Genomic DNA, 20,994 nt, shown 5'->3' on the forward strand with positions numbered 1-20,994 from the left:
CCACCCACCTTGAAGTATGCAGCTATACCAACATAACAAAAAACGGCGCAGTATCAATACAACCGTTTGCTTTATGGATACTAAAAATAGCAAAGAAAAAGAAGTTAAACGGTAGAAAATCAGGAGCAGTAACACAAAATAAGTTTTTTTCCTGCACAATGCGCATTAGTGTGAGATATATCACCAAAATAACGGGGTATTAAAAAAAATGAAATAAATTTCAAATCATCGATATTTATAAAACTGGTTAATTAATTTAGTGCTATCTCAGAAATAACACCCGCTCAATTCTCAATCAAACATAAAAAAAGCCAGTAAATATGACATCTACTGACTTATTTTAAGACGCTGAATTTATCTATTTGTTATAACATAAATTATAACTTAATAGTTTTAACCCCTTCATCAGAGGTTCCCATTAATACGACATCTGCACCACGGTTAGCAAATAGCCCAACAGTCACCACGCCAGCAATACCATTGATAGTATTTTCTAATGCAACAGGGTCTACAATGCTTAAATTATGGACATCTAAAATCACATTTCCGTTATCAGTTACGACATTTTGACGATATTCAGGGGTCCCCCCCAATTTCACCAACTCACGTGCCACATAGCTACGAGCCATAGGGATCACTTCAACGGGTAATGGGAACTTACCTAAAACATCAACTAATTTGGATTGGTCAACAATACAGACAAATGTTTTTGCAATAGCTGAAACAATTTTTTCTCTTGTTAAGGCTGCCCCGCCACCTTTAATCATATTCATATGATGGTCGACTTCATCAGCGCCATCGACATAAACATCTAATGAATCAACTTCATTACAGTCAAATACAGTGATCCCCAGTGATTTTAGCTTTTGGGTTGATGCTTCTGAACTGGATACCGCCCCTTCTATTTGCCCCTTCATCGTTGCCAAAGCATCAATGAAATGAGAAGCTGTTGAACCCGTTCCAACACCAACAATAGTACCCGGTTTAACGTAATCGAGTGCAGCCCAACCTACCGCTTTTTTTAATTCGTCCTGAGTCATGATCATGCCTTTTGCTAATTAATTGAGTCGTGATTAAGGTTATGAATAGCTAGTATATACCGGACACTGGCTAAGTTGCAGTATTGTTCTTTACATTTATGCCGTTGTTTTTGGGATTTATCTAGCAACAATAATATTTTCAAGTGTTATCACTAAAAATATGGCATAGTGATTTAAGGTTACTGCTCTTTGTTAATAACCCTAGCTGAGCTTTTACACTGAGTTGGAAATTCGCCTTGTGTGTTTTCCCCATCTATTTTTATGGAACAGCAAAGGTCAATAGCCTCGAATAGAATAACAATAAGGAGATCTTTTCGATGAAGCGCCCTGATTATCGCGCGTTACAAGCACTGGATGCCGTCATTCGTGAACGCGGCTTTGAGCGTGCGGCTCAGAAACTTTGCATCACACAATCTGCTGTTTCACAACGTATCAAGCAGCTAGAGAACCTGTTTGGGCAACCTTTACTTGTCCGCACTGTTCCGCCTCATCCAACAGAACAAGGGCAAAAACTGCTAGCGCTACTTCATCAAGTAGAACTATTAGAGGAACAATGGCTTGGCGATGAAAATGGGGGCTCAACACCACTTCTTCTGTCCCTTGCCGTTAACGCAGACAGCTTAGCAACTTGGTTGCTACCCGCGTTAAACCCAGTACTGGGTAATAGCCCTATTCGGCTAAATATACAAGTTGAAGACGAAACTCGAACTCAGGAAAGGTTAAGGCGTGGTGAAGTCGTGGGTGCTATCAGTATTCAACCCCAAGCATTACCCGGCTGCTTAGTTGATAAACTCGGTGCTCTCGACTACATTTTTGTCGCTTCCCCTGACTTTGCCGCTAAATATTTCCCTGATGGTGTAACTCGTTCTTCATTACTTAAAGCCCCCGCGGTTGCATTTGACCATTTAGATGATATGCACCAAGCCTTTGTGCAACAAAATTTTGGGCTATCACCGGGGAGTGTTCCTTGCCATATCGTGAATTCATCCGAAGCCTTTGTCCAACTGGCGAAACAAGGTTCAACTTGCTGCATGATCCCTCATTTGCAAATAGCAGATGAGCTGAAAAATGGTGAATTGGTTGATTTAACGCCGGGGTTATGCCAAAGGCGCATGCTGTATTGGCACCGGTTCGCACCTGAAAGCCGTACAATGAAGAGAGTAACCGACGCCCTATTGAAAACAGGGCGCCAAATGTTAAAACAAGAAGATGATATAGCCTCTGAAAATTAACGTTTCAACTCAAACACCACATCCACTTGGTCATTAAAATCAATACTCTGTTGTTCATAGGTCTCATCAACTTTGAGGTCTTGAGCAACAGAGGCTTTCATTGCCCCACCGTAATTTCTTGCAGCGATTGGATATGGCACCGCAGCTGGCGCATTATAGTTAATGCTGTAAACTGGGCCTAACTGAACATTAAAACCTTTCGCTAAGATATTGGCTTGTTCTGTCGCATTTTTAATCGCTTGAGACCGTGCTTCATCACGGTACTGTTGCGGGTTAGCAACACCAAACTGTACTGAGTTTATTTCATTAAGACCAGCTGCTAAAGCGCCATCTAATAAAGTATTCAGTTGATCAAGTTTTTTAACCTTAACTTCCACTGAGCGTGTTGCAGTATAACCTTCAATCGTCGATTTTTGCTTCACACTACTGTAATCGTATTTTGGCTGAGTACGCACATTAGCAGCATTAATATCTTGTTTTTCAATGCCATTTTTCTTCAAAAATTCAAAATACTCAGCGACTCGTTTATCAACACCCGCTTTAGCCGCAGCCGCATCTTTTGCTGTTACCTCGACCAAAATATTCAGTGTTGCCATATCAGGGGCTGCTTTTACGATTGCGTTCCCTGATGTCGTAATATGTGGGCCATTCGGTAGTGGATCGGCGAATGAGAAGCCCGGAACCGCAGCACCAGCTACCATAGTAGCAAAAACTAAAGACTTTAATTTCACAGAACCTCCCAATGATATTATTTATCGCTAAAAAAAGGATAGTTCATAACAAACTATCCCTCAATACAACTTAACAATATCACACTAAATAAAAAACGTAGTTCAGAATAATAAGAAACTGAAAGGCGTTTTCAATCTGTTGATGTAATATTGTCTTTTAAAACCCTTTTAAGCCTTGCAATGCTAACTGAACAGCAATAAACCACATAACACTACCAACAAATACGTTGATCAAGCGTTGTGAACGAGGTTTATTAAGTACAGGTGAAAACCATGCAGCTAATATAGCTAAAGCAAAAAACCATACAAAGGATGCCGTCAGTGCACCTGCGGTAAACCAAGGCCGTAGCTGGCTTTCTAGTTGGCCACCTACGCTACCTAACACTACAAAAGTATCTAAGTACACGTGTGGGTTTAACCATGTCACGGCAAACAAAGTTACAATTACTTTCCACCGAGTAATCACTCGGTTTTCAACTTGAAGAATTGTCTCATCTGGGCTCATTGCAATACGGAATGCACCATAGCCATACCACAAAAGAAACAATACCCCAGCCCAAGTTATCAATTGCATTAATATTTCTGACTGACTCAGTAATGCACTACCACCAAAAACACCAGCACTAATTAAAACGGCATCACTTAAAGAGCATAACAATGCACTCATTAAATGAAACTGCTTACGACTTCCCTGCTGTAAAACAAATGCATTTTGTGGCCCTAATGGCAATATCATTGCTGCACCCAATAATATCCCCTGAAAATAAATCGTAATCATGCATAAATTCCAAATAGTTATTCAATTTATATGCGGGATATTAGCGAGAAACAATTATTAGCGGAAATGATTTACTCTAATGGGTCATAAGTCAGACTTATGGCATTTAACTTAATTAAGCTAGATTTTCTGTCATAAATGCCAATGCCATATTGGTATATTAAAAACAAAAATGGAGCCAAATTGGCTCCATTTTTAAATATTAATGCAAATTACTCTGCTGATACTTTATTCGTTGCTGTATCTTGTTTGTATAAATGGACATCCATTTGTGGGAATGGAATACCAATTTGGTGCTTATCTAAGGCACGCTTGAATTCTTCTAGCAGATCCCAATACACTGGCCATGCATCCCCATTTGTCGTCCAAAAACGCACTACGTAATTTAATGAAGATGGCGCCATATCATGTAAACGTATCGTGACCCCTTTGCTGTGCTGAATACGTTCATCAGCCGCAACAATATCACCTAATACTTTTTTCACGGTATCAATATCAGAGTCATAAGCCACCCCGACAATGATATCTTGACGACGGTTAGGTTCACGTGAGGTGTTAATTATGTTATCAGCAATTATTTTGCCATTTGGAATAACAATAATGCGGTCATCAACTGTTTTTAGTGTAGTTGAGAATATTTGCACATTTTGCACCGTGCCTTCAACCGCACCTATAGTGACATACTCCCCCGCTTTTAATGGCCTAAATATTACCAGTAATACACCAGCAGCAAAGTTACCGAGTGAATTTTGTAATGCCAAACCAACCGCTAAACCTGCCGCACCCATTACCGCAATAACAGAAGCTGTCTGTACACCAATTTTGCCTAATACCGCGATTAAGGTAAACGCAACAATCGTATAGCGAACTATTGCAGATAAAAAGTCACTCACTGTAGCGTCAATGCCTTTCATCGTCATTACGCGATGCAAACCGCGCCCGACTGCTTTTGCTACCATCATACCGACTATGAGGATAACAATAGCTGACACGATGTTCACCACATACTGAACTAACAGATCTTGGTTTGCCACAAACCAATTCGTTGCATTATTCAACGCCCCTGTAACATCATCAGTATTCATATATATATGCCCTTTTGGATCTCATTATCAATATCAACCCTAGCCATTTAAGTTTCTAATAAAAAGTTTAATAGCTAGCTATACCCTGAAAATAATAGCGATAATTTATAGAAATACAAAACAAATCACTAAAAAAATTATTTTTTCCCATTTTCAATAACAAAAACACGGTAATCTTTTAACATTAAAAGAAAGTCATCGATACCGCAAAATGCAATACTTTCATTATCGTAATAACTCATTCCCTCTTCTAGGCCATCTGTTTCAAAGAATAATTGATTAACTCGGATCATCACCTCTTCATCATCAAGTAACAGTGTATATTCATGACCAATAAGCTCCCACTGCTTTTCACTGCCTTTGACTTTTTTATAATTATCTTCGATAGCATCTAACAGACTAAGGTTATTTTTAACCTCTTCATTAAGCCAATATCCAATAGCCTCATGATCCATCGAGAATTTAGCGGAGATAGCTCCGGTGATATCTTGGAAAAATTGGTAGTCCATATGCAATACCTCTACTCTTTGCGTCATTATGACCAGTATAACGTGAGACAATCACGTTTGTTGAGAGGTATTACCTGCTCGCTGAAAGAAATTTCGATAAAACACCAATTTCAACACTATAATTTTTATATTCACTTAATATTAAATGACTAAAAAATGATAATAACCTCTGTTTAGATTATAGGAGTTCCAATGATCAACCGCTTAGACCATTTAGTTCTAACAACCACTCACCTTGATGCCTGCCTTGATTTCTACCAGCGTGTATTAAAGATGTCAGTGATGACCTTTGGTGAACAACGCTATGCCCTGCAATTCGGTCAGCAAAAAATAAATATTCATCAATATGGAAAGGAATTTGAGCCGAAAGCACATTTAGCCGTTCCCGGCGCATTAGACCTGTGTTTTATTAGCGATATCCCCCTTGAACAGGTACAGGCACACATCGAACAACAAGGTGTAAAAATTGTAGAAGGGCCAGTGAAACGTACTGGTGCAGTGGGGCCAATTATGTCAATTTATTTACGCGACCCTGACTTAAACCTAATTGAAATTTCACAATACATTTAACTCAATATTCTGCAATAGAGACAAAAAAGGCCCCTAAATTAGGAGCCTTTACCGTTAATATAAAAAGTGGCTTAAACCGCTGTTTGGAAAATCACGCCATCCGCTTTTTCGGTATATTGTGATAATTGGTCAAAGTTCAAGTAACGGTATGTATCCGCTGCTGTTTCGTCGACTTTATCCATAAATTGCTGGTACTCTGCAGGCGTTGGTAAACGGCCTAACAATGAAGCAACTGCAGCAAGCTCAGCTGATGCAAGATACACATTCGCCCCTGTTCCTAAACGGTTAGGGAAGTTACGGGTTGATGTCGAAACAACCGTTGCCCCATCCGCCACACGCGCTTGGTTACCCATACACAGTGAACAGCCTGGAACTTCAATCCTTGCACCACTCTTACCAAACACACTGTAATAACCTTCTTCGGTTAATTGTGCTGCATCCATCTTAGTGGGTGGAGCAACCCATAAGCGGGTTGGTAACTGGCCTTTGTGAGAATCCAGTAATTTACCTGCTGCACGGAAGTGACCGATGTTTGTCATACAAGAACCGATAAACACTTCATCAATTTTCTCGTTTTGGACATCAGACAGTAAACGTGCATCATCAGGGTCATTTGGTGCACACAAAATTGGCTCTTTAATATCGTTTAAGTCAATTTCAATCACTGCTGCATATTCTGCATCTGCATCGCCTTCGAGCAGTTGCGGATCAGCTAACCAACTTTCCATACCTTTAATACGACGTTCGATAGTGCGGCGGTCGCCGTAACCTTCAGCGATCATCCATTTCAATAAAACGATATTCGATTGCAAGTATTCAGTGATTGGTGCTTTATCTAATTTAATAGTACAACCCGCGGCTGAACGTTCTGCTGAAGCATCAGCTAATTCAAACGCTTGTTCAACTTTCAGTTCTGGCAAACCTTCGATTTCTAAAATACGACCTGAGAAAATATTTTTCTTACCTTTTTTCTCAACAGTCAGAAGGCCGTCTTTAATCGCATACAAAGGGATGGCATGAACAAGGTCACGTAATGTGATACCTGGTTGCATTTCACCTTTGAAACGAACTAAAACAGACTCAGGCATATCCAGAGGCATTACCCCTGTTGCCGCTGCGAACGCAACTAGCCCTGACCCTGCTGGGAATGAAATACCAATAGGGAAACGCGTATGTGAGTCACCACCTGTACCGACGGTATCAGGCAAGAGCATACGGTTTAACCAAGAGTGGATAATACCGTCGCCCGGACGCAGAGAAACACCACCACGGTTCATGATGAAATCCGGTAATGTATGGTGCGTAGTAACGTCAACAGGTTTTGGATACGCCGCAGTGTGACAGAATGACTGCATCACTAAGTCAGCAGAAAAACCAAGGCAAGCTAAGTCTTTTAGCTCATCACGTGTCATTGGGCCTGTTGTATCCTGTGAACCTACTGACGTCATTTTTGGCTCACAATACTCACCTGGGCGGATACCCGGGCGACCACAAGCACGACCAACCATTTTCTGTGCCAATGAGAAACCACGGTTGCTTTGAGCTACAGATTTCGCATGACGGAATACATCAGTTGCTTCTAAACCTAATGATTCGCGAGCCTTGTTAGTTAAACCACGGCCAATAATCAATGGAATACGGCCACCGGCACGGACTTCATCAATTAAAACATCCGTTTTTAATTCAAATGTTTCAAGCAGCTCACCTGTTTCATGGTTGCGTACTTCACCTTTAAATGGATAGATATCAATAACATCACCCATATTTAGTTTAGACACATCTACTTCAATCGGTAACGCACCAGCATCTTCCATCGTATTGAAGAAGATTGGGGCAATTTTGCCGCCTAATACTACCCCACCACCACGTTTATTTGGCACAAATGGGATATCATCACCCATAAACCACAGCACGGAGTTAGTGGCTGATTTACGAGAAGAACCGGTACCGACTACGTCACCCACGTAAGCTAATGGGAAGCCTTTCTTATTTAGCGCGTCGATTTGCTTGATTGGGCCAACATTGCCCGCATCGTCTGGTTCAATACCATCGCGCGCATTTTTCAGCATGGCTAAAGCGTGTAGAGGGATATCAGGACGTGACCATGCATCCGGAGCTGGAGATAAGTCATCAGTATTCGTTTCGCCAGTGACTTTAAAAACAGTCACGGTCATTTTTTCTGCTAATGCAGGGCGCTGTTTGAACCACTCAGCATCAGCCCATGATTCAATAACTTGTTTCGCATGCGCATTTCCAGCTTTCGCTTTTTCTTCTACGTCGTAGAAGTTATCAAACATTAATAATGTATGGGAAAGGGCTTTCGCTGCGATAGGCGCTAATTTAGCATCATCAAGAGCTTCAATTAGTGCATGGATGTTATATCCGCCCTGCATGGTACCTAGTAATTCAATGGCTTTTTCAGGGGAGATAAGAGAAGAGGAAGTTTCGCCTTTAGCAATTGCGGCTAAAAATCCAGCTTTTACGTACGCTGCTTCATCAACACCAGGGGGGACGCGGTTGGTTAGCAGGTCTAACAAGAAATCTTCTTCACCTTTGGGTGGGTTTTTTAGTAACTCTACCAGTGCAGCTACTTGTGACGCATCTAATGGCTTAGGGACAATCCCTTGAGCGGCACGCTCGGCTACGTGCTTACGGTATTCTTCTAGCACGACGTTCTCCTCGCTTCTTTGTTATTTATATACCCGGCTGTCTGCACCTTATTGATAAAATTATCATCCGGTGCCAGGTCAGAGGAATTTGCTCGCATAATCTCAATGGCGGTAAAATTATGTCCAGCTTCGGGCTCTCAGCATAGCAGAATTTAAACGCAATGTTAATTCATTCACAAGAAAGTAACATTTATCTACTAACTTCATGCCTTAACACTTAATTACGGGTTATTTTTTAGCTTAAGAGATTATAAATCTTTATAAAAAGCTGAAAAAACCATACTTTTTATAATGCATTTCGCTGATTAAAGCACCCTCTTTTATGGCTTTTTCCTTTGGGTATCACAAATTATATTTATTATCGTAATTTTATTTACATTACTAATTGATAAGGTAAATCATTACGATTGGTTTTAATCTATTTAAAGGATTTTATTGATTTTATTAACCTTTTATTCCAAGTAAATTTCCGAAGCGGTCAATAAACTGGCACATGTGGTTGTTATCATCGATTAACATTGGCCCTCGATATAATTTTGCTCCTAACTGAGTGAAATGTTCACAGGCCAAATTAAAATTATCGACTTGCCAATAAAGCACAGTGCCTTTACTGCTTAATTTCTACTTCTGATGCTCCATTAAAAACCTTTGCGTTACCTTTATTTGGCATTTCAATTAAAGTCCTATTTCCTATTTGAATGCCATTTTTATGTACAAGGATATTTTTGTGGGTCAATTAAAAATTTCCAGCCGAGCGGTTTTTCAATCTCCGCAATGTTTTTTCTGAAGGTAATTAAATTATTTTCAATTAATATTTGTTTAGATTTTAATAAATAATTGAACTGAAACATGTGACTAGTTGTTTATATTCACAAAAACAAAAAAAAGCCAACATGTTTCCACATTGGCTTCAATTCGCTTTGGTGATAAACAGCATACTAGAGATACTGTTTATCAGTGCAGTTAAAGAAAATTATTTTTTCTTTTTCGCTTTAGCGTTTGGTAAATCAGTAATGCTACCTTCGTAAATTTCAGCAGCCATACCGATTGATTCGTACAGTGTTGGGTGCGCGTGGATAGTTAATGCTAAATCTTCGGCATCACAACCCATCTCAATTGCTAGGCCGATTTCACCCAGTAATTCACCACCGTTGACACCGACAACAGCACCACCAATAACACGGTTAGATTGCTTGTCGAAAATCAGTTTAGTCATACCTTCTGAACAATCAGATGCGATTGCACGGCCTGATGCTGCCCATGGGAAAGTCGCAACTTCATAGCTGATATTTTGCTCTTTCGCTTCTTTCTCAGTTAAACCAACCCATGCAACTTCTGGCTCAGTATAGGCAATAGAAGGAATAACTTTCGGGTCAAAGTAATGTTTCAGACCAGAGATAACCTCAGCGGCAACGTGACCTTCATGCACACCTTTATGCGCTAACATTGGCTGACCAACGATATCACCGATAGCGAAAATATGTGGCACGTTAGTGCGCATTTGTTTATCCACATGGATAAAGCCACGATCATCAACTTCGACGCCTGCTTTGCCTGCATCCAAGTTTTTACCGTTAGGAACACGGCCGATAGCCACTAATACCGCATCATAACGTTGTGGTTCTGCGGAAGCTTTTTTACCTTCCATCGAAACGTAGATACCGTCTTCTTTCGCTTCAACTGCTGTTACTTTAGTTTCTAACAGTAGGTTGAATTTTTTACTGATTTGTTTGGTGAATACTTTAACCACATCTTTGTCAGCCGCTGGGATGACTTGGTCAAACATTTCAACCACATCGATTTGAGAACCCAGTGCATGATACACAGTCCCCATTTCTAAACCGATAATACCACCACCCATCACCAGCAGACGCTCAGGAACTTCAGTCAGTTCTAATGCATCTGTTGAATCCCAAATACGTGGGTCTTCATGTGGGATAAATGGTAATTGAATTGGACGGGAACCTGCAGCAATGATTGCGTTATCGAAATTGATAGTCGTACTACCATTTTCGCCTTCAACAACCAGAGTATTAGCGCCTGTAAATTTACCGAAGCCGTTAACCACGTTAACTTTACGGCCTTTAGCCATACCAGCTAGACCGCCAGTCAGCTGATTAATCACTTTTTCTTTCCATAAACGGACTTTGGAAATGTCAGTTTTTGGCTCACCAAAAACAATACCGTGCTCAGCTAAAGCTTTTGCTTCTTCGATCACTTTTGCAACATGCAATAAAGCTTTTGAAGGGATACAGCCAACGTTTAAACAAACCCCACCAAGCGTTGAATAACGTTCTACTAAAACAGTTTCTAAACCTAAGTCAGCGCAACGGAAAGCCGCAGAATAACCTGCAGGGCCTGCACCAAGCACAACGACTTGGGCTTTAATTTCAGTACTCATCATGACCTCTTTTTGTTTTGTCCAGCGGTACTGCTGAATAAACGATTTTCCACTGGAAAAGTACACACCGAGAGCAGTTTACAGAATTGTTAACACCCTGAAAAGGCTCATTTCGTGATGTAACTCCCAACCTTTCGTAGCAGCAGCAAAAAATTCTGTCTCAGCCTAAATAAAGCAGACCGGCCTATAAGCCGGTCTTATTATTTACATCACTAAGCGGCGAATATCGCTCATTAATTGCCCTACTAAGGTAATGAAGCGAGCTCCATCAGCGCCATCAATAACACGATGGTCAAAGGACAGTGACATAGGCAGGATCAGGCGAGGAACAAACTCACTACCATTCCAAACTGGTTTCATTGCAGAACGTGACAGCCCCATAATCGCAACTTCTGGTGCATTCACAATTGGTGCAAAGCCGGTTGTTCCGATACCACCAAGGCTAGAAATAGTGAAACATCCGCCTTGCATATCAGATGCAGTCAGTTTACCTGCACGTGCTTTCTTAGAAACTTCCATCAGTTCGCGAGATAACTCTAAAATGCCTTTTTTGTTAACGTCTTTAAAGACAGGAACAACTAAGCCATTTGGTGTATCAACTGCAATACCGATGTTGATGTATTTTTTCAGGAATAAACGCTGCGCATCTTCAGAAATCGAGCTATTAAAGCGTGGCATTTCTTCCAGTGCGCGAGCAACGGCTTTCATGACAAATACCAGTGGGGTAATTTTCACGCCAAGCTGTTTTTTCTCTGCTTCTTTATTTTGTTGCTTACGGAATTCTTCAACTTCTGTGGTATCTACTTCTTCCATTAGCGTAACATGCGGGATCATCACCCAGTTACGGCTCAGGTTAGCACCAGAGATTTTTTGAATACGGCCCAGTTCAACTTCTTCGACTTCACCGAATTTGCTGTAATCCACTTTTGGCCACGGCAACATGCCTGGTAAACCACCACCAGCTGCTGCTGGAGACTCTGCGCGTTTAACCGCATCTTTCACGTAAGCTTGAACGTCTTCACGCAGGATACGACCTTTACGACCTGTACCTTTTACTTTCGCTAAGTTAACACCAAATTCACGCGCTAAGCGACGAATAACTGGCGTTGCATGTACATATGCATCGTTTTCAACGAATTCATTTTTGCTATCAGCGGCTTTAGCTGGAGTAGCCGCCGCAGGAGCTGGCGTTGCTGCTTGAGCAGGTGCTGATGCTTGAGGTGCTGGTGCCGCAGCTGGCGCTGCACCCGCAACTTCAAAAGTCATAATCAGCGAGCCAGTTTTCACTTTGTCGCCAGTCGCAATTTTGATTTCTTTAACAGTTCCCGCAAATGGTGCAGGCACTTCCATTGATGCTTTATCGCCTTCAACCGTAATGATTGATTGCTCAGCTTCAACGGTGTCACCCACTTTAACCATCACTTCGGTAACTTCAACTTCATCGCCACCAATATCTGGAACATTAACATCTTTAATTGCTGAAGCTGCTGGAGCAGCTGGTGCCGCCGTTTCAGAAGCTGGAGCTGCTGCTGGCGCTGCGCCTGCCACTTCAAAGACCATAATTAGCGAGCCAGTTTGTACTTTGTCGCCAGTCGAGATCTTGATTTCTTTAACAGTACCTGCAAATGGAGCAGGTACTTCCATCGAAGCTTTATCACCTTCAACAGTAATCAATGATTGCTCAGCTTCAACGGTGTCACCGACTTTTACCATGATTTCGGTAACTTCAACTTCATCACCACCGATATCTGGTACAGCAACGTCTTTTGACGCTGCTGCGCTTGGTGCTGCCGTTGGAGCCGCTGCAGGTGCTTCTGCTGGAGCAGGTGCTGCTGCACCCGCTTCTGCTTCAAACAGCATAATCAATTTACCGGTTGTGACTTTATCACCAACTGCAATTTTAATTTCTTTAACCACACCCGCTTGTGGAGATGGGACTTCCATAGAAGCTTTATCACCTTCAACGGTAATAAGCGATTGCTCAGCTTCTACTTTATCACCCACTTTAACCATCACTTCGGTGACTTCAACTTCATCAGCACCGATATCTGGCACTTTGATTTCAATAGACATTGATTTTTACCTCTTATGCCAAACGTGGGTTAACTTTATCTGGGTTGATGTTGTATTTTTTGATCGCTTCTTCAACGACCTTAACATCAATCTCACCACGTTTAGCTAATTCACCTAATGCTGCAACGATCACATAGCTAGTATCCACTTCAAAGTGGTGACGTAAGTTTTCACGGCTATCTGAACGACCGAAGCCATCTGTACCCAGAACACGGTAGTCACTTGCTGGTACATAAGTACGAACTTGTTCAGCAAACAGTTTCATGTAGTCAGTTGACGCTACTGCTGGTGCATCGTTCATCACTTGTGCGATATATGGAACACGTGGAGCTTCAGATGGGTGTAGCATATTCCAACGCTCACAGTCTTGGCCATCACGCGCCAATTCAGTAAATGAAGTCACGCTGTATACATCAGAGCCGATGCCATAATCTGCAGACAGAATATCCGCCGCTTCACGCACATGACGCATCATAGAACCTGAACCTAACAACTGAACTTTGCCTTTACTACCTTCAACTGAAGCCAGTTTATAGATACCTTTACGGATACCTTCTTCTACACCTTCTGGCATTGCGGGCATATGATAGTTTTCGTTCAGAGTCGTGATGTAGTAATACGCGTTCTCTTGTTTTTCACCGTACATGCGCTCTAAACCGTTTTGCATGATTACAGCAACTTCATAAGCAAATGCTGGGTCATAAGAAATACAGTTAGGGATTGTCAGTGATTGAATATGGCTATGGCCATCTTCGTGTTGTAAACCTTCACCATTTAGCGTTGTACGACCTGAAGTACCACCAATCAAGAAGCCACGTGCTTGTTGGTCACCCGCTGCCCACATTAAGTCACCAATACGTTGGAAACCAAACATTGAGTAGTAGATATAGAATGGGATCATCGGCAAGTTGTTAGTGCTGTAAGATGTTGCAGCAGCTAACCAAGAAGAACCTGCACCCAATTCATTGATACCTTCTTGCAGGATTTGGCCTTTCGAATCTTCTTTATAGTATGCGACTTGTTCTCTGTCTTGTGGTGTGTATTGCTGGCCTTTCGGGCTATAAATACCAATTTGACGGAATAGACCTTCCATACCAAAAGTACGCGCTTCATCAGCGATGATTGGCACTAAACGCTCTTTGATAGACTTGTTTTTCAACATAACGTTCAATGCACGAACGAAAGCGATCGTGGTCGAAATTTCTTTCGATTGTTCTTCTAATAATTGGCTGAAATCTTCCAGTGCAGGGATTTCCAGCTTCTCATCAAAAGTTGAACGACGAGCAGGTAAATAACCACCCAGCGCTTGACGGCGCTCGTGCAGATATTTGTATTCCTCTGAATCTTTTTCAAAAGTAACATAAGGCAGTTTTTCGATTTGCTCATCAGCGACTGGAACATTGAATTGATCACGGAAATGACGAACGCCATCCATGTTCATTTTTTTCACTTGGTGCGCAATGTTTTTACCTTCTGCTGTTTCACCCATACCATAACCTTTAATGGTTTGAGCTAAGATAACAGTTGGTTTGCCTTTGGTTTCTTGTGCTTTTTTGAATGCTGCATACACTTTCTTCGGATCATGACCACCGCGGTTCAGTGCCCAAATCTCATCATCAGTCATATCTTTAACTAATGCAGCCGTTTCAGGGTAGCGGTTGAAGAAGTGCTCACGGACATATGCGCCATCACGTGATTTAAAGGTTTGGTAGTCACCGTCTAAGGTTTCGTTCATCAGTTGAACAAGTTTGCCACTCGTATCTTTACGCAGCAGTTCATCCCAACGGTCGCCCCACATCACTTTGATAACTTGCCAGCCAGCGCCACTAAAGACACCTTCTAATTCGTTAACAATTTTACCGTTACCTGTAACTGGGCCATCCAGACGTTGCAGGTTACAGTTAATAACGAAAACTAAGTTATCTAATTGATCACGCGTTGCAATAGTAATTGCACCTTTAGATTCTGGCTCATCCATCTCACCATCACCAAGGAATGCATACACACGCTGAGCGGATGTATCTTTCAGACCACGGTTGTTTAGGTATTTCAGGAATTTAGCTTGATAAATAGCATTAATTGGCCCCAGCCCCATTGATACGGTTGGGAACTGCCAGAAATCAGGCATTAATTTAGGGTGCGGGTAAGAAGACAGACCATTGCCGCCAATTTCTTGACGGAAATTGTTCATTTGCTCTTCAGTTAGACGACCTTCTAAGAAAGCACGTGCGTAGATCCCCGGAGAGATATGACCTTGGAAAAATACTAAGTCACCGCCATCATTGTTATTATGAGCGCGGAAGAAGTGGTTGAAGCATACTTCATATAAGGTTGCTGATGACTGGTAAGAAGCCATATGGCCACCCAGTTCTAAGTCTTTTTTAGAAGCCCGCAGAACAGTCATTACTGCGTTCCAGCGAATTGCCGAGCGAATACGGCGCTCTAAATCCATGTTACCAGGGTATGCCGGCTCATCTTCAACAGCAATTGTGTTGATGTAATCAGAACGACCAGATGCACCAGCGGCAATATTAACACCGCCTTTACGCGCTTCGCTTAATACCTGTTCGATAATAAACTGAGCACGATCAACACCTTCTTCACGGATGACCGATTCAATCGCCTGTAGCCAGTCGCGAGTTTCAATCGGATCCACGTCATTTTTTAGCATATCTGACATGGTGTATTCCTTATCTGTTATCTATTTTATATGGTTATATGGAGCCTATCTTCCTGCCATTTTCCCAATATGACTAAAAATAGCGGGAAGATAGGCCCTGATGTAGTTGCCGCTTTAACTCTCGTTTAGAGTATTCACAATAATATAGACGCAGCAGTCAGGATCTATATTATTAATTTAAATCAGGATGTTGCTGTAACCGACGTAAAGAACGTTCTCGTCTTGTCTGTTCACGGCTGATATCCAATAACAAATCTTCGATAAAAGCTAAATGACGATGAGAAGCTTCACGCGCTTTTTCTGGCTCTCTTGCCATTATAGCTGCAAAAATCTGGGCTCTATGTTCACTAACTGCTTTATACATTTCTTTACGGGTATATAAGAACTCAAAATTCTGACGAATATTTTGTTCTAGCATTGGGATCATGCAACGCAATAGGTGTAATAGCACAACATTATGGGCAGCTTCCGTCACAATTAATTGATATTGCAATACGGCATCTGACTCAGCTTCTAGGCCGCCATTTTCTTGTGCTGTCTTAATTAGTTCATAGCTTTGCCGAATTCGTTCAAGATCCTCTTCTGTGCCGCGAAGTGCAGCATAATAAGCTGCAATACCTTCGAGAGCATGGCGAGTTTCAAGCAGATCGAATTGAGATTCGGGATTACCTTCAAGTAGTTGGGCTAAAGGATCACTGAAGCTTTGCCACATTTTCTTTTGAACGAAAGTGCCGCCACCTTGGCGACGAGATAGAAGCCCTTTAGCTTCTAACGTTTGAATTGCTTCACGCACTGATGGCCTAGATACGTCGAATTGCTTGGCAAGTTCACGCTCAGGAGGCAGCTTTTCGCCGGGCCGTAGTGTCCCTTCGAAAATAAGATGTTCGAGTCGTTGCTCTATCACATCTGATAACTTTGGTTGGCGAATTTTACCGTAAGTCATAATCTGCCATATTCATTAGTGAGTAATTATTGATTAGGTATTACCCAGTGTTAATTGGTAATACCAATTTTCTTATGGGGTAATAAAGTAACAAAGTATTCACTATCTGTCCATAAAGACCTTGCGCTAAATCATAAAATCCTGCAAATCTTAACAATTTTTTTTAATATTTAGCATGATTTGATAACTTAATAACCAATCACATATGAATATTTTTAACATTAAAACCGATTTTTTATGCTAAAAAACAAAAGCTGAAGCGTTAAAGTAAGTCATTCTTTAAATTTAAATTCATATTTTCTGAATAAGTAATCGACAATAAAAACCAACCTATATTCAGGCTCTAAAAAACACTATCTATTGTAATGAAAATGTTAACAAAAGAGTTAACCCTGACTTAAGTGAAACACAGTGTGTTGATAACACACTTTTTTTACCATAAAACTTCAGAATAAAATGGAAGTAATGAATAGAATAACACGCTAATATTTCAATATTGCGGATAGGCGCAAGCCTATTTATTTAGTTTAATCATGGGGCGACAAAAATAATGACATTTTACCGCCCTCCGATTCTACTAACCCTTTGATCTAATTAATTTTAACAGTAAAAGAAAGGCCAATTTATACTTTACTTTCAACAAAGCGCATTGATAAATCCATTGCTTTAATATGCTTAGTCAATGCCCCTACAGAAATAAAATCAACCCCTGTTTCCGCGAATTCCTTTATTGTATTTAATGTAACATCCCCTGAGACCTCAAGTGCTGCTTTCCCTGCGGTGAGTACTACGGCTTCTTTCATCATCATTGAAGTGAAGTTATCTAACATAATGATGTCAGCCTCTGCCTTCAAAGCACGTAATAGCTCAGCTAAACTTTCAACTTCGATCTCAATCGGTACATCAGGGTGAGCTTGGCGAGCTAACTCAACAGCGCGCTCAACAGACCCTGCGGAGATAATATGGTTCTCTTTTATTAGATAAGCGTCAGACAACCCTAGTCGATGGTTAAAACCACCGCCCATCAGCACAGCATACTTTAAAGCGGTTCTCAGCCCAGGTATGGTTTTACGGGTATCAAGCAGTTTAGCTTTCGTCCCCTCGATTTGTTTCACATACTGCGCGGTTACACTTGATACCGATGAAAGTGTTTGAATAAAGTTCAACGCAGTACGTTCGCCAGTTAATAAAATTTGTGATGGGCCATGCATCTCACACAATACTTGGTTTGGCGTAACAACTTCGCCATCTTGTACTTTCCAGTCAATTTTGACTTGCCCCCCTAGTTGAAGAAACACCTCTTCTAACCATTGTTTCCCGCAAAAGACCCCATTTTCACGAGTGATAATGCGTGCAGTCGCTTGAGTATCCGCATTCAATAACTGACCTGTTATATCCCTTTTATAATCAATGACCTGACCTAAATCTTCTTTCAGAGCAACACCAACCATAAATGGAATATCCGTATCCAATCTTGCCTGAAGAATTGTACGTCTTTGCTGTTCATCATAACGTCGTATAGGCATTTATAACTCCAAAATATGCACCCGTCTTATTTTATCTATGCTAATCTTTTCATTCGCAGATAACGAGTATTAACAAAAAAGAAAAGAGAATACTATGGATAACGATATGAAAATACATGATGGTTGGCTAAATAATGTGACTCATATCCCTTCCCCACACCACGACCAACGCCCTGAGAATGTTATTCCTTCTCTTTTGGTTATCCATAATATTAGCCTCCCCCCCGGTAGGTTTGGTGGACCTTATATTGATCAACTCTTTACAGGGAAGTTAAACCCTAAAGAACACCCCTTTTTTGAAGAAATCAAACACCTTCGTGTTTCTGCACACTGCTTAATACGCCGTGATGGTGCGATCGTTCAATATGTACCTTTTCATTTACGAGCTTGGCATGCAGGGCAATCTAGCTACCAAGGCAAAGAAAAATGTAATGATTTTTCAATTGGCATTGAGCTGGAAGGTACAGATTTTGAACCATTCACTGAAGCGCAATACCAGTCTCTTGCCCAACTAACCCAGTTGCTTATTTCTGTGTACCCATTAATTAAACATAATATTACTGGTCACAGTGATATAGCCCCTGAAAGGAAAACAGACCCAGGCCCATTTTTCGATTGGCAAAAATATAAAAATAAATTAAAACGTTAATAGTTATTATACTTAATTAACAGCTAATATTTTTATTTTAATATATATTAGCTGTTAATAGCACCGCTATTATCTTATATAACAATTCATTACCTAACACTGTTTTAAAAGCAATTCTTTTTTTATTGCGAAGCCACTCGAAAAAAATAATGTAACGCATCCTTTCACACTACAAAACTTACAAAACGCTTTCTATTTTTTTATTTATCGATAAGTTTATTAAAAAAAATTAATTATGATTAAACCTCACTAAACAAAAGAGGTTTTAATTATGAATCAGCAAGGTTTTTCTCTTATCGAAATAATGGTAGTCATCGCAATCATTTCTATACTTAGTGCTATTGCTATTCCTGGTTATCAAGGGTATATGCAAAAAGCTGCGATGACAGATGTACTACAAATGGTGCTCCCCTATAAAAGTAGTATAGAACTGTGTAGTTTTGAGCAAGGAAGTTTATCACAATGTAATAATGGAAATAATAACATACCTACTAATATAACAGGAAAGTACATTAGTAAAATAGAAGTAAAGTCTGGGGTTATTAAATTAACGGGTGATAAGTCACTATCAGCACTTAATATAACCTTAACACCGTCAATCCCAGCAAATAGCATGCCTTTTAAATGGTCAGTTCTTTGTGAAAGTAAAACTGATGCAAATTTAAAATCATTATGTGAAAAGACATTTGTATTTTAATTAGGAGTTTTCATGAACACACTCAAGGACAAGCAATATATTTTAAAAGAGTTAAAAAATATATGTGATAGAAACTATATGATCATAATTGATTATAATCACAAAAGGTTATCTATCGCTGTCGCAAAAAAGCCTAATGATAATTTAATTGCCACACTAAAATTTATTGCAAGTGTACCCGTTTGCTACGATATTTGGCCAAAAGAGAAAATCGACCATTATTTCAACAGTGAAATACATCAAATAAAAGAAGAAGAGACTCAATATCAACCTAAAGAGGCTGAGTCCCTTAATGTTAGCTCACCCGCTGTTGATTTTGTTGAGGACCTACTAAAAACCGCTGTTCATAAACGTTCATCGGACATCCATCTTGAACCTACCAAACAAGGGTTAAAGATTAGGTTGCGGGTTGATGGGAAATTATATTTTATCCCTTCCCCACCATATGAAATTAACAATGAAATCATTGCTCGTATAAAAATACTCGCAAAAATGAATATCGCAGAAAAACGGCGTCCACAAGATGGGCAAATGAGTTGGTATTTTGATGGGAAAAATTACAGTATCCGCCTATCAAGTATTCCAACTCTTCATGGTGAAAAACTAGTATTACGCATTTTGAATACACAGTTAAAATATTCTTTAGAGCACATTGGGATGTGCTCTTCCCTTCTTTCTTCACTACAAGACTATCTAAATCAGCCACAAGGGTTAATTTTAGTTACAGGCCCTACAGGTAGCGGTAAAACAGTAACGTTGTATAGTGCCCTTGAATATTTAAATAAGTCCTCTAGAAATATCTCAACCATCGAAGACCCAATTGAGATCCCTTTACAAGGGGTCAATCAAACTCAAGTCAATGAAAAATATGATCTTAGCTTCGCTTTTATTCTGAGAGCATTACTAAGACAAGACCCAGATATTATTATGATTGGGGAAATTAGAGATGAAGAAACCGCTAAAATTGCCACGCGTGCCGCACAAACAGGGCATTTAGTTTTATCAACATTACATACTAATTGTACCTTTAGTGCGATAGAGCGCATGAATCAGCTAGGTGTTAGTCATATTGAATTAAAATCGTGTTTAAAAATGGTAATAGCACAAAGGTTAGTAAGAAAGCTTTGCCCTTATTGTAAAGGAATTACAGCGCAGCCCGTTAAACTGAATGATGATCTAATTATTAATCAGTGGTCGTCTAAAGGGTGTGAGCTCTGCTTCTCTGGCTTTATGGGCAGAACCGCTATTTATGAGTATATCGATCAACCAAAGATAGGCAAATTATTTTCTGGTCAGCCCTCTAGCATAGAGGGTTTCGATAACTTATTTAAAGCAGGCCTAACTTTAGTTGAATCAGGTGAAACAACTCTGCAAGAAATTTATTCTGTTATTGGGCATGGAAAACTATAAT

General features: G+C 40.4%; 17 protein-coding genes. 6 read left to right on the forward strand and 11 right to left on the reverse strand.

The features are described from left to right. Positions 1-203, forward strand: a 203-nt coding sequence (locus ACIPUA_RS13715; RefSeq protein WP_449059792.1) for a hypothetical protein, incomplete at its 5' end; no start/stop codon positions are given. A gap of 174 nt (positions 204-377) precedes the next feature. Here the strand turns inward: ACIPUA_RS13715 and rpiA are convergent. Next, on the reverse strand, positions 378-1,040 hold the full coding sequence (gene rpiA / locus ACIPUA_RS13720; protein WP_042845064.1) for a ribose-5-phosphate isomerase RpiA: 663 nt from the start codon (positions 1,038-1,040) through the stop codon (positions 378-380). A 317-nt stretch (positions 1,041-1,357) separates the two neighbouring features. Between rpiA and ACIPUA_RS13725 the strand changes: the two genes are divergently transcribed. Continuing rightward, entirely contained in the window at positions 1,358-2,272 is a 915-nt protein-coding gene (locus tag ACIPUA_RS13725) for a LysR family transcriptional regulator ArgP (RefSeq protein ID WP_042845066.1), read from the forward strand. Here the strand turns inward: ACIPUA_RS13725 and ACIPUA_RS13730 are convergent. The 4 genes from ACIPUA_RS13730 to ACIPUA_RS13745 all read right to left on the reverse strand — a co-directional run bounded on the left by ACIPUA_RS13730 (position 2,269) and on the right by ACIPUA_RS13745 (position 5,375). After that, positions 2,269-3,003 carry an oxidative stress defense protein gene (locus ACIPUA_RS13730; protein WP_042845068.1) on the reverse strand — a complete coding sequence of 245 codons (735 nt, stop codon included), beginning with the start codon at positions 3,001-3,003 and terminating at the stop codon, positions 2,269-2,271. The genes ACIPUA_RS13725 and ACIPUA_RS13730 overlap by 4 nt on opposite strands. Positions 3,004-3,160: 157 nt before the next feature. After that, positions 3,161-3,781 carry an arginine exporter ArgO gene (gene argO, locus ACIPUA_RS13735; RefSeq protein ID WP_042845070.1) on the reverse strand — a complete coding sequence of 207 codons (621 nt, stop codon included), beginning with the start codon at positions 3,779-3,781 and terminating at the stop codon, positions 3,161-3,163. Between the two features lie 212 nt (positions 3,782-3,993). Continuing rightward, positions 3,994-4,866, reverse strand: coding sequence for a small-conductance mechanosensitive channel MscS (gene mscS, locus ACIPUA_RS13740; RefSeq protein WP_048607929.1), 873 nt, complete (start codon positions 4,864-4,866; stop codon positions 3,994-3,996). Between the two features lie 137 nt (positions 4,867-5,003). After that, positions 5,004-5,375 carry a YacL family protein gene (locus ACIPUA_RS13745; protein ID WP_449059793.1) on the reverse strand — a complete coding sequence of 124 codons (372 nt, stop codon included), beginning with the start codon at positions 5,373-5,375 and terminating at the stop codon, positions 5,004-5,006. Positions 5,376-5,567: 192 nt separating this feature from the next. On the opposite strand from ACIPUA_RS13745, the gene ACIPUA_RS13750 reads away from it, so the two are divergent. Further along, entirely contained in the window at positions 5,568-5,945 is a 378-nt protein-coding gene (locus ACIPUA_RS13750) for a VOC family protein (protein ID WP_071548278.1), read from the forward strand. Positions 5,946-6,016: 71 nt separating this feature from the next. Here the strand turns inward: ACIPUA_RS13750 and acnB are convergent, their stop codons facing one another. From acnB to nadC, 6 genes are all read right to left on the reverse strand, one after another. After that, positions 6,017-8,614, reverse strand: coding sequence for a bifunctional aconitate hydratase 2/2-methylisocitrate dehydratase (acnB, locus tag ACIPUA_RS13755; RefSeq protein WP_042845076.1), 2,598 nt, complete (start codon positions 8,612-8,614; stop codon positions 6,017-6,019). 973 nt (positions 8,615-9,587) lie between these two features. Next, positions 9,588-11,015 (reverse strand): dihydrolipoyl dehydrogenase, encoded by a 1,428-nt coding sequence (gene lpdA / locus ACIPUA_RS13760; RefSeq protein WP_094301215.1) that lies wholly within the window; start codon positions 11,013-11,015, stop codon positions 9,588-9,590. A gap of 204 nt (positions 11,016-11,219) precedes the next feature. Further along, positions 11,220-13,088 (reverse strand): pyruvate dehydrogenase complex dihydrolipoyllysine-residue acetyltransferase, encoded by a 1,869-nt coding sequence (gene aceF, locus ACIPUA_RS13765; protein ID WP_048607932.1) that lies wholly within the window; start codon positions 13,086-13,088, stop codon positions 11,220-11,222. 13 nt (positions 13,089-13,101) lie between these two features. Further along, positions 13,102-15,768, reverse strand: a complete 2,667-nt coding sequence (aceE, locus tag ACIPUA_RS13770) for a pyruvate dehydrogenase (acetyl-transferring), homodimeric type (RefSeq protein ID WP_449059794.1) — start codon at positions 15,766-15,768, stop codon at positions 13,102-13,104. Positions 15,769-15,940: 172 nt separating this feature from the next. Then, positions 15,941-16,711 carry a pyruvate dehydrogenase complex transcriptional repressor PdhR gene (gene pdhR, locus ACIPUA_RS13775; RefSeq protein ID WP_042845083.1) on the reverse strand — a complete coding sequence of 257 codons (771 nt, stop codon included), beginning with the start codon at positions 16,709-16,711 and terminating at the stop codon, positions 15,941-15,943. Positions 16,712-17,334: 623 nt separating this feature from the next. Next, positions 17,335-18,237, reverse strand: coding sequence for a carboxylating nicotinate-nucleotide diphosphorylase (gene nadC, locus ACIPUA_RS13780; RefSeq protein WP_042845085.1), 903 nt, complete (start codon positions 18,235-18,237; stop codon positions 17,335-17,337). Positions 18,238-18,343: 106 nt separating this feature from the next. Between nadC and ampD the strand changes: the two genes are divergently transcribed. From ampD to ACIPUA_RS13795, 3 genes are all read left to right on the forward strand, one after another. Further along, a complete protein-coding gene (ampD, locus tag ACIPUA_RS13785) occupies positions 18,344-18,886 on the forward strand; it encodes a 1,6-anhydro-N-acetylmuramyl-L-alanine amidase AmpD (RefSeq protein ID WP_370661217.1) in 543 nt (180 codons plus the stop codon). 271 nt (positions 18,887-19,157) lie between these two features. Further along, positions 19,158-19,583: a prepilin peptidase-dependent pilin gene (ppdD, locus tag ACIPUA_RS13790; protein WP_042845088.1), complete on the forward strand. Its 426-nt coding sequence runs from the start codon at positions 19,158-19,160 to the stop codon at positions 19,581-19,583. 12 nt (positions 19,584-19,595) lie between these two features. Then, positions 19,596-20,993, forward strand: coding sequence for an ATPase, T2SS/T4P/T4SS family (locus tag ACIPUA_RS13795; RefSeq protein ID WP_042845090.1), 1,398 nt, complete (start codon positions 19,596-19,598; stop codon positions 20,991-20,993). The last annotated feature ends 1 nt before the right edge of the window (position 20,994 follow it).

The organism is Providencia sp. AGC89, assembly GCF_053543535.1.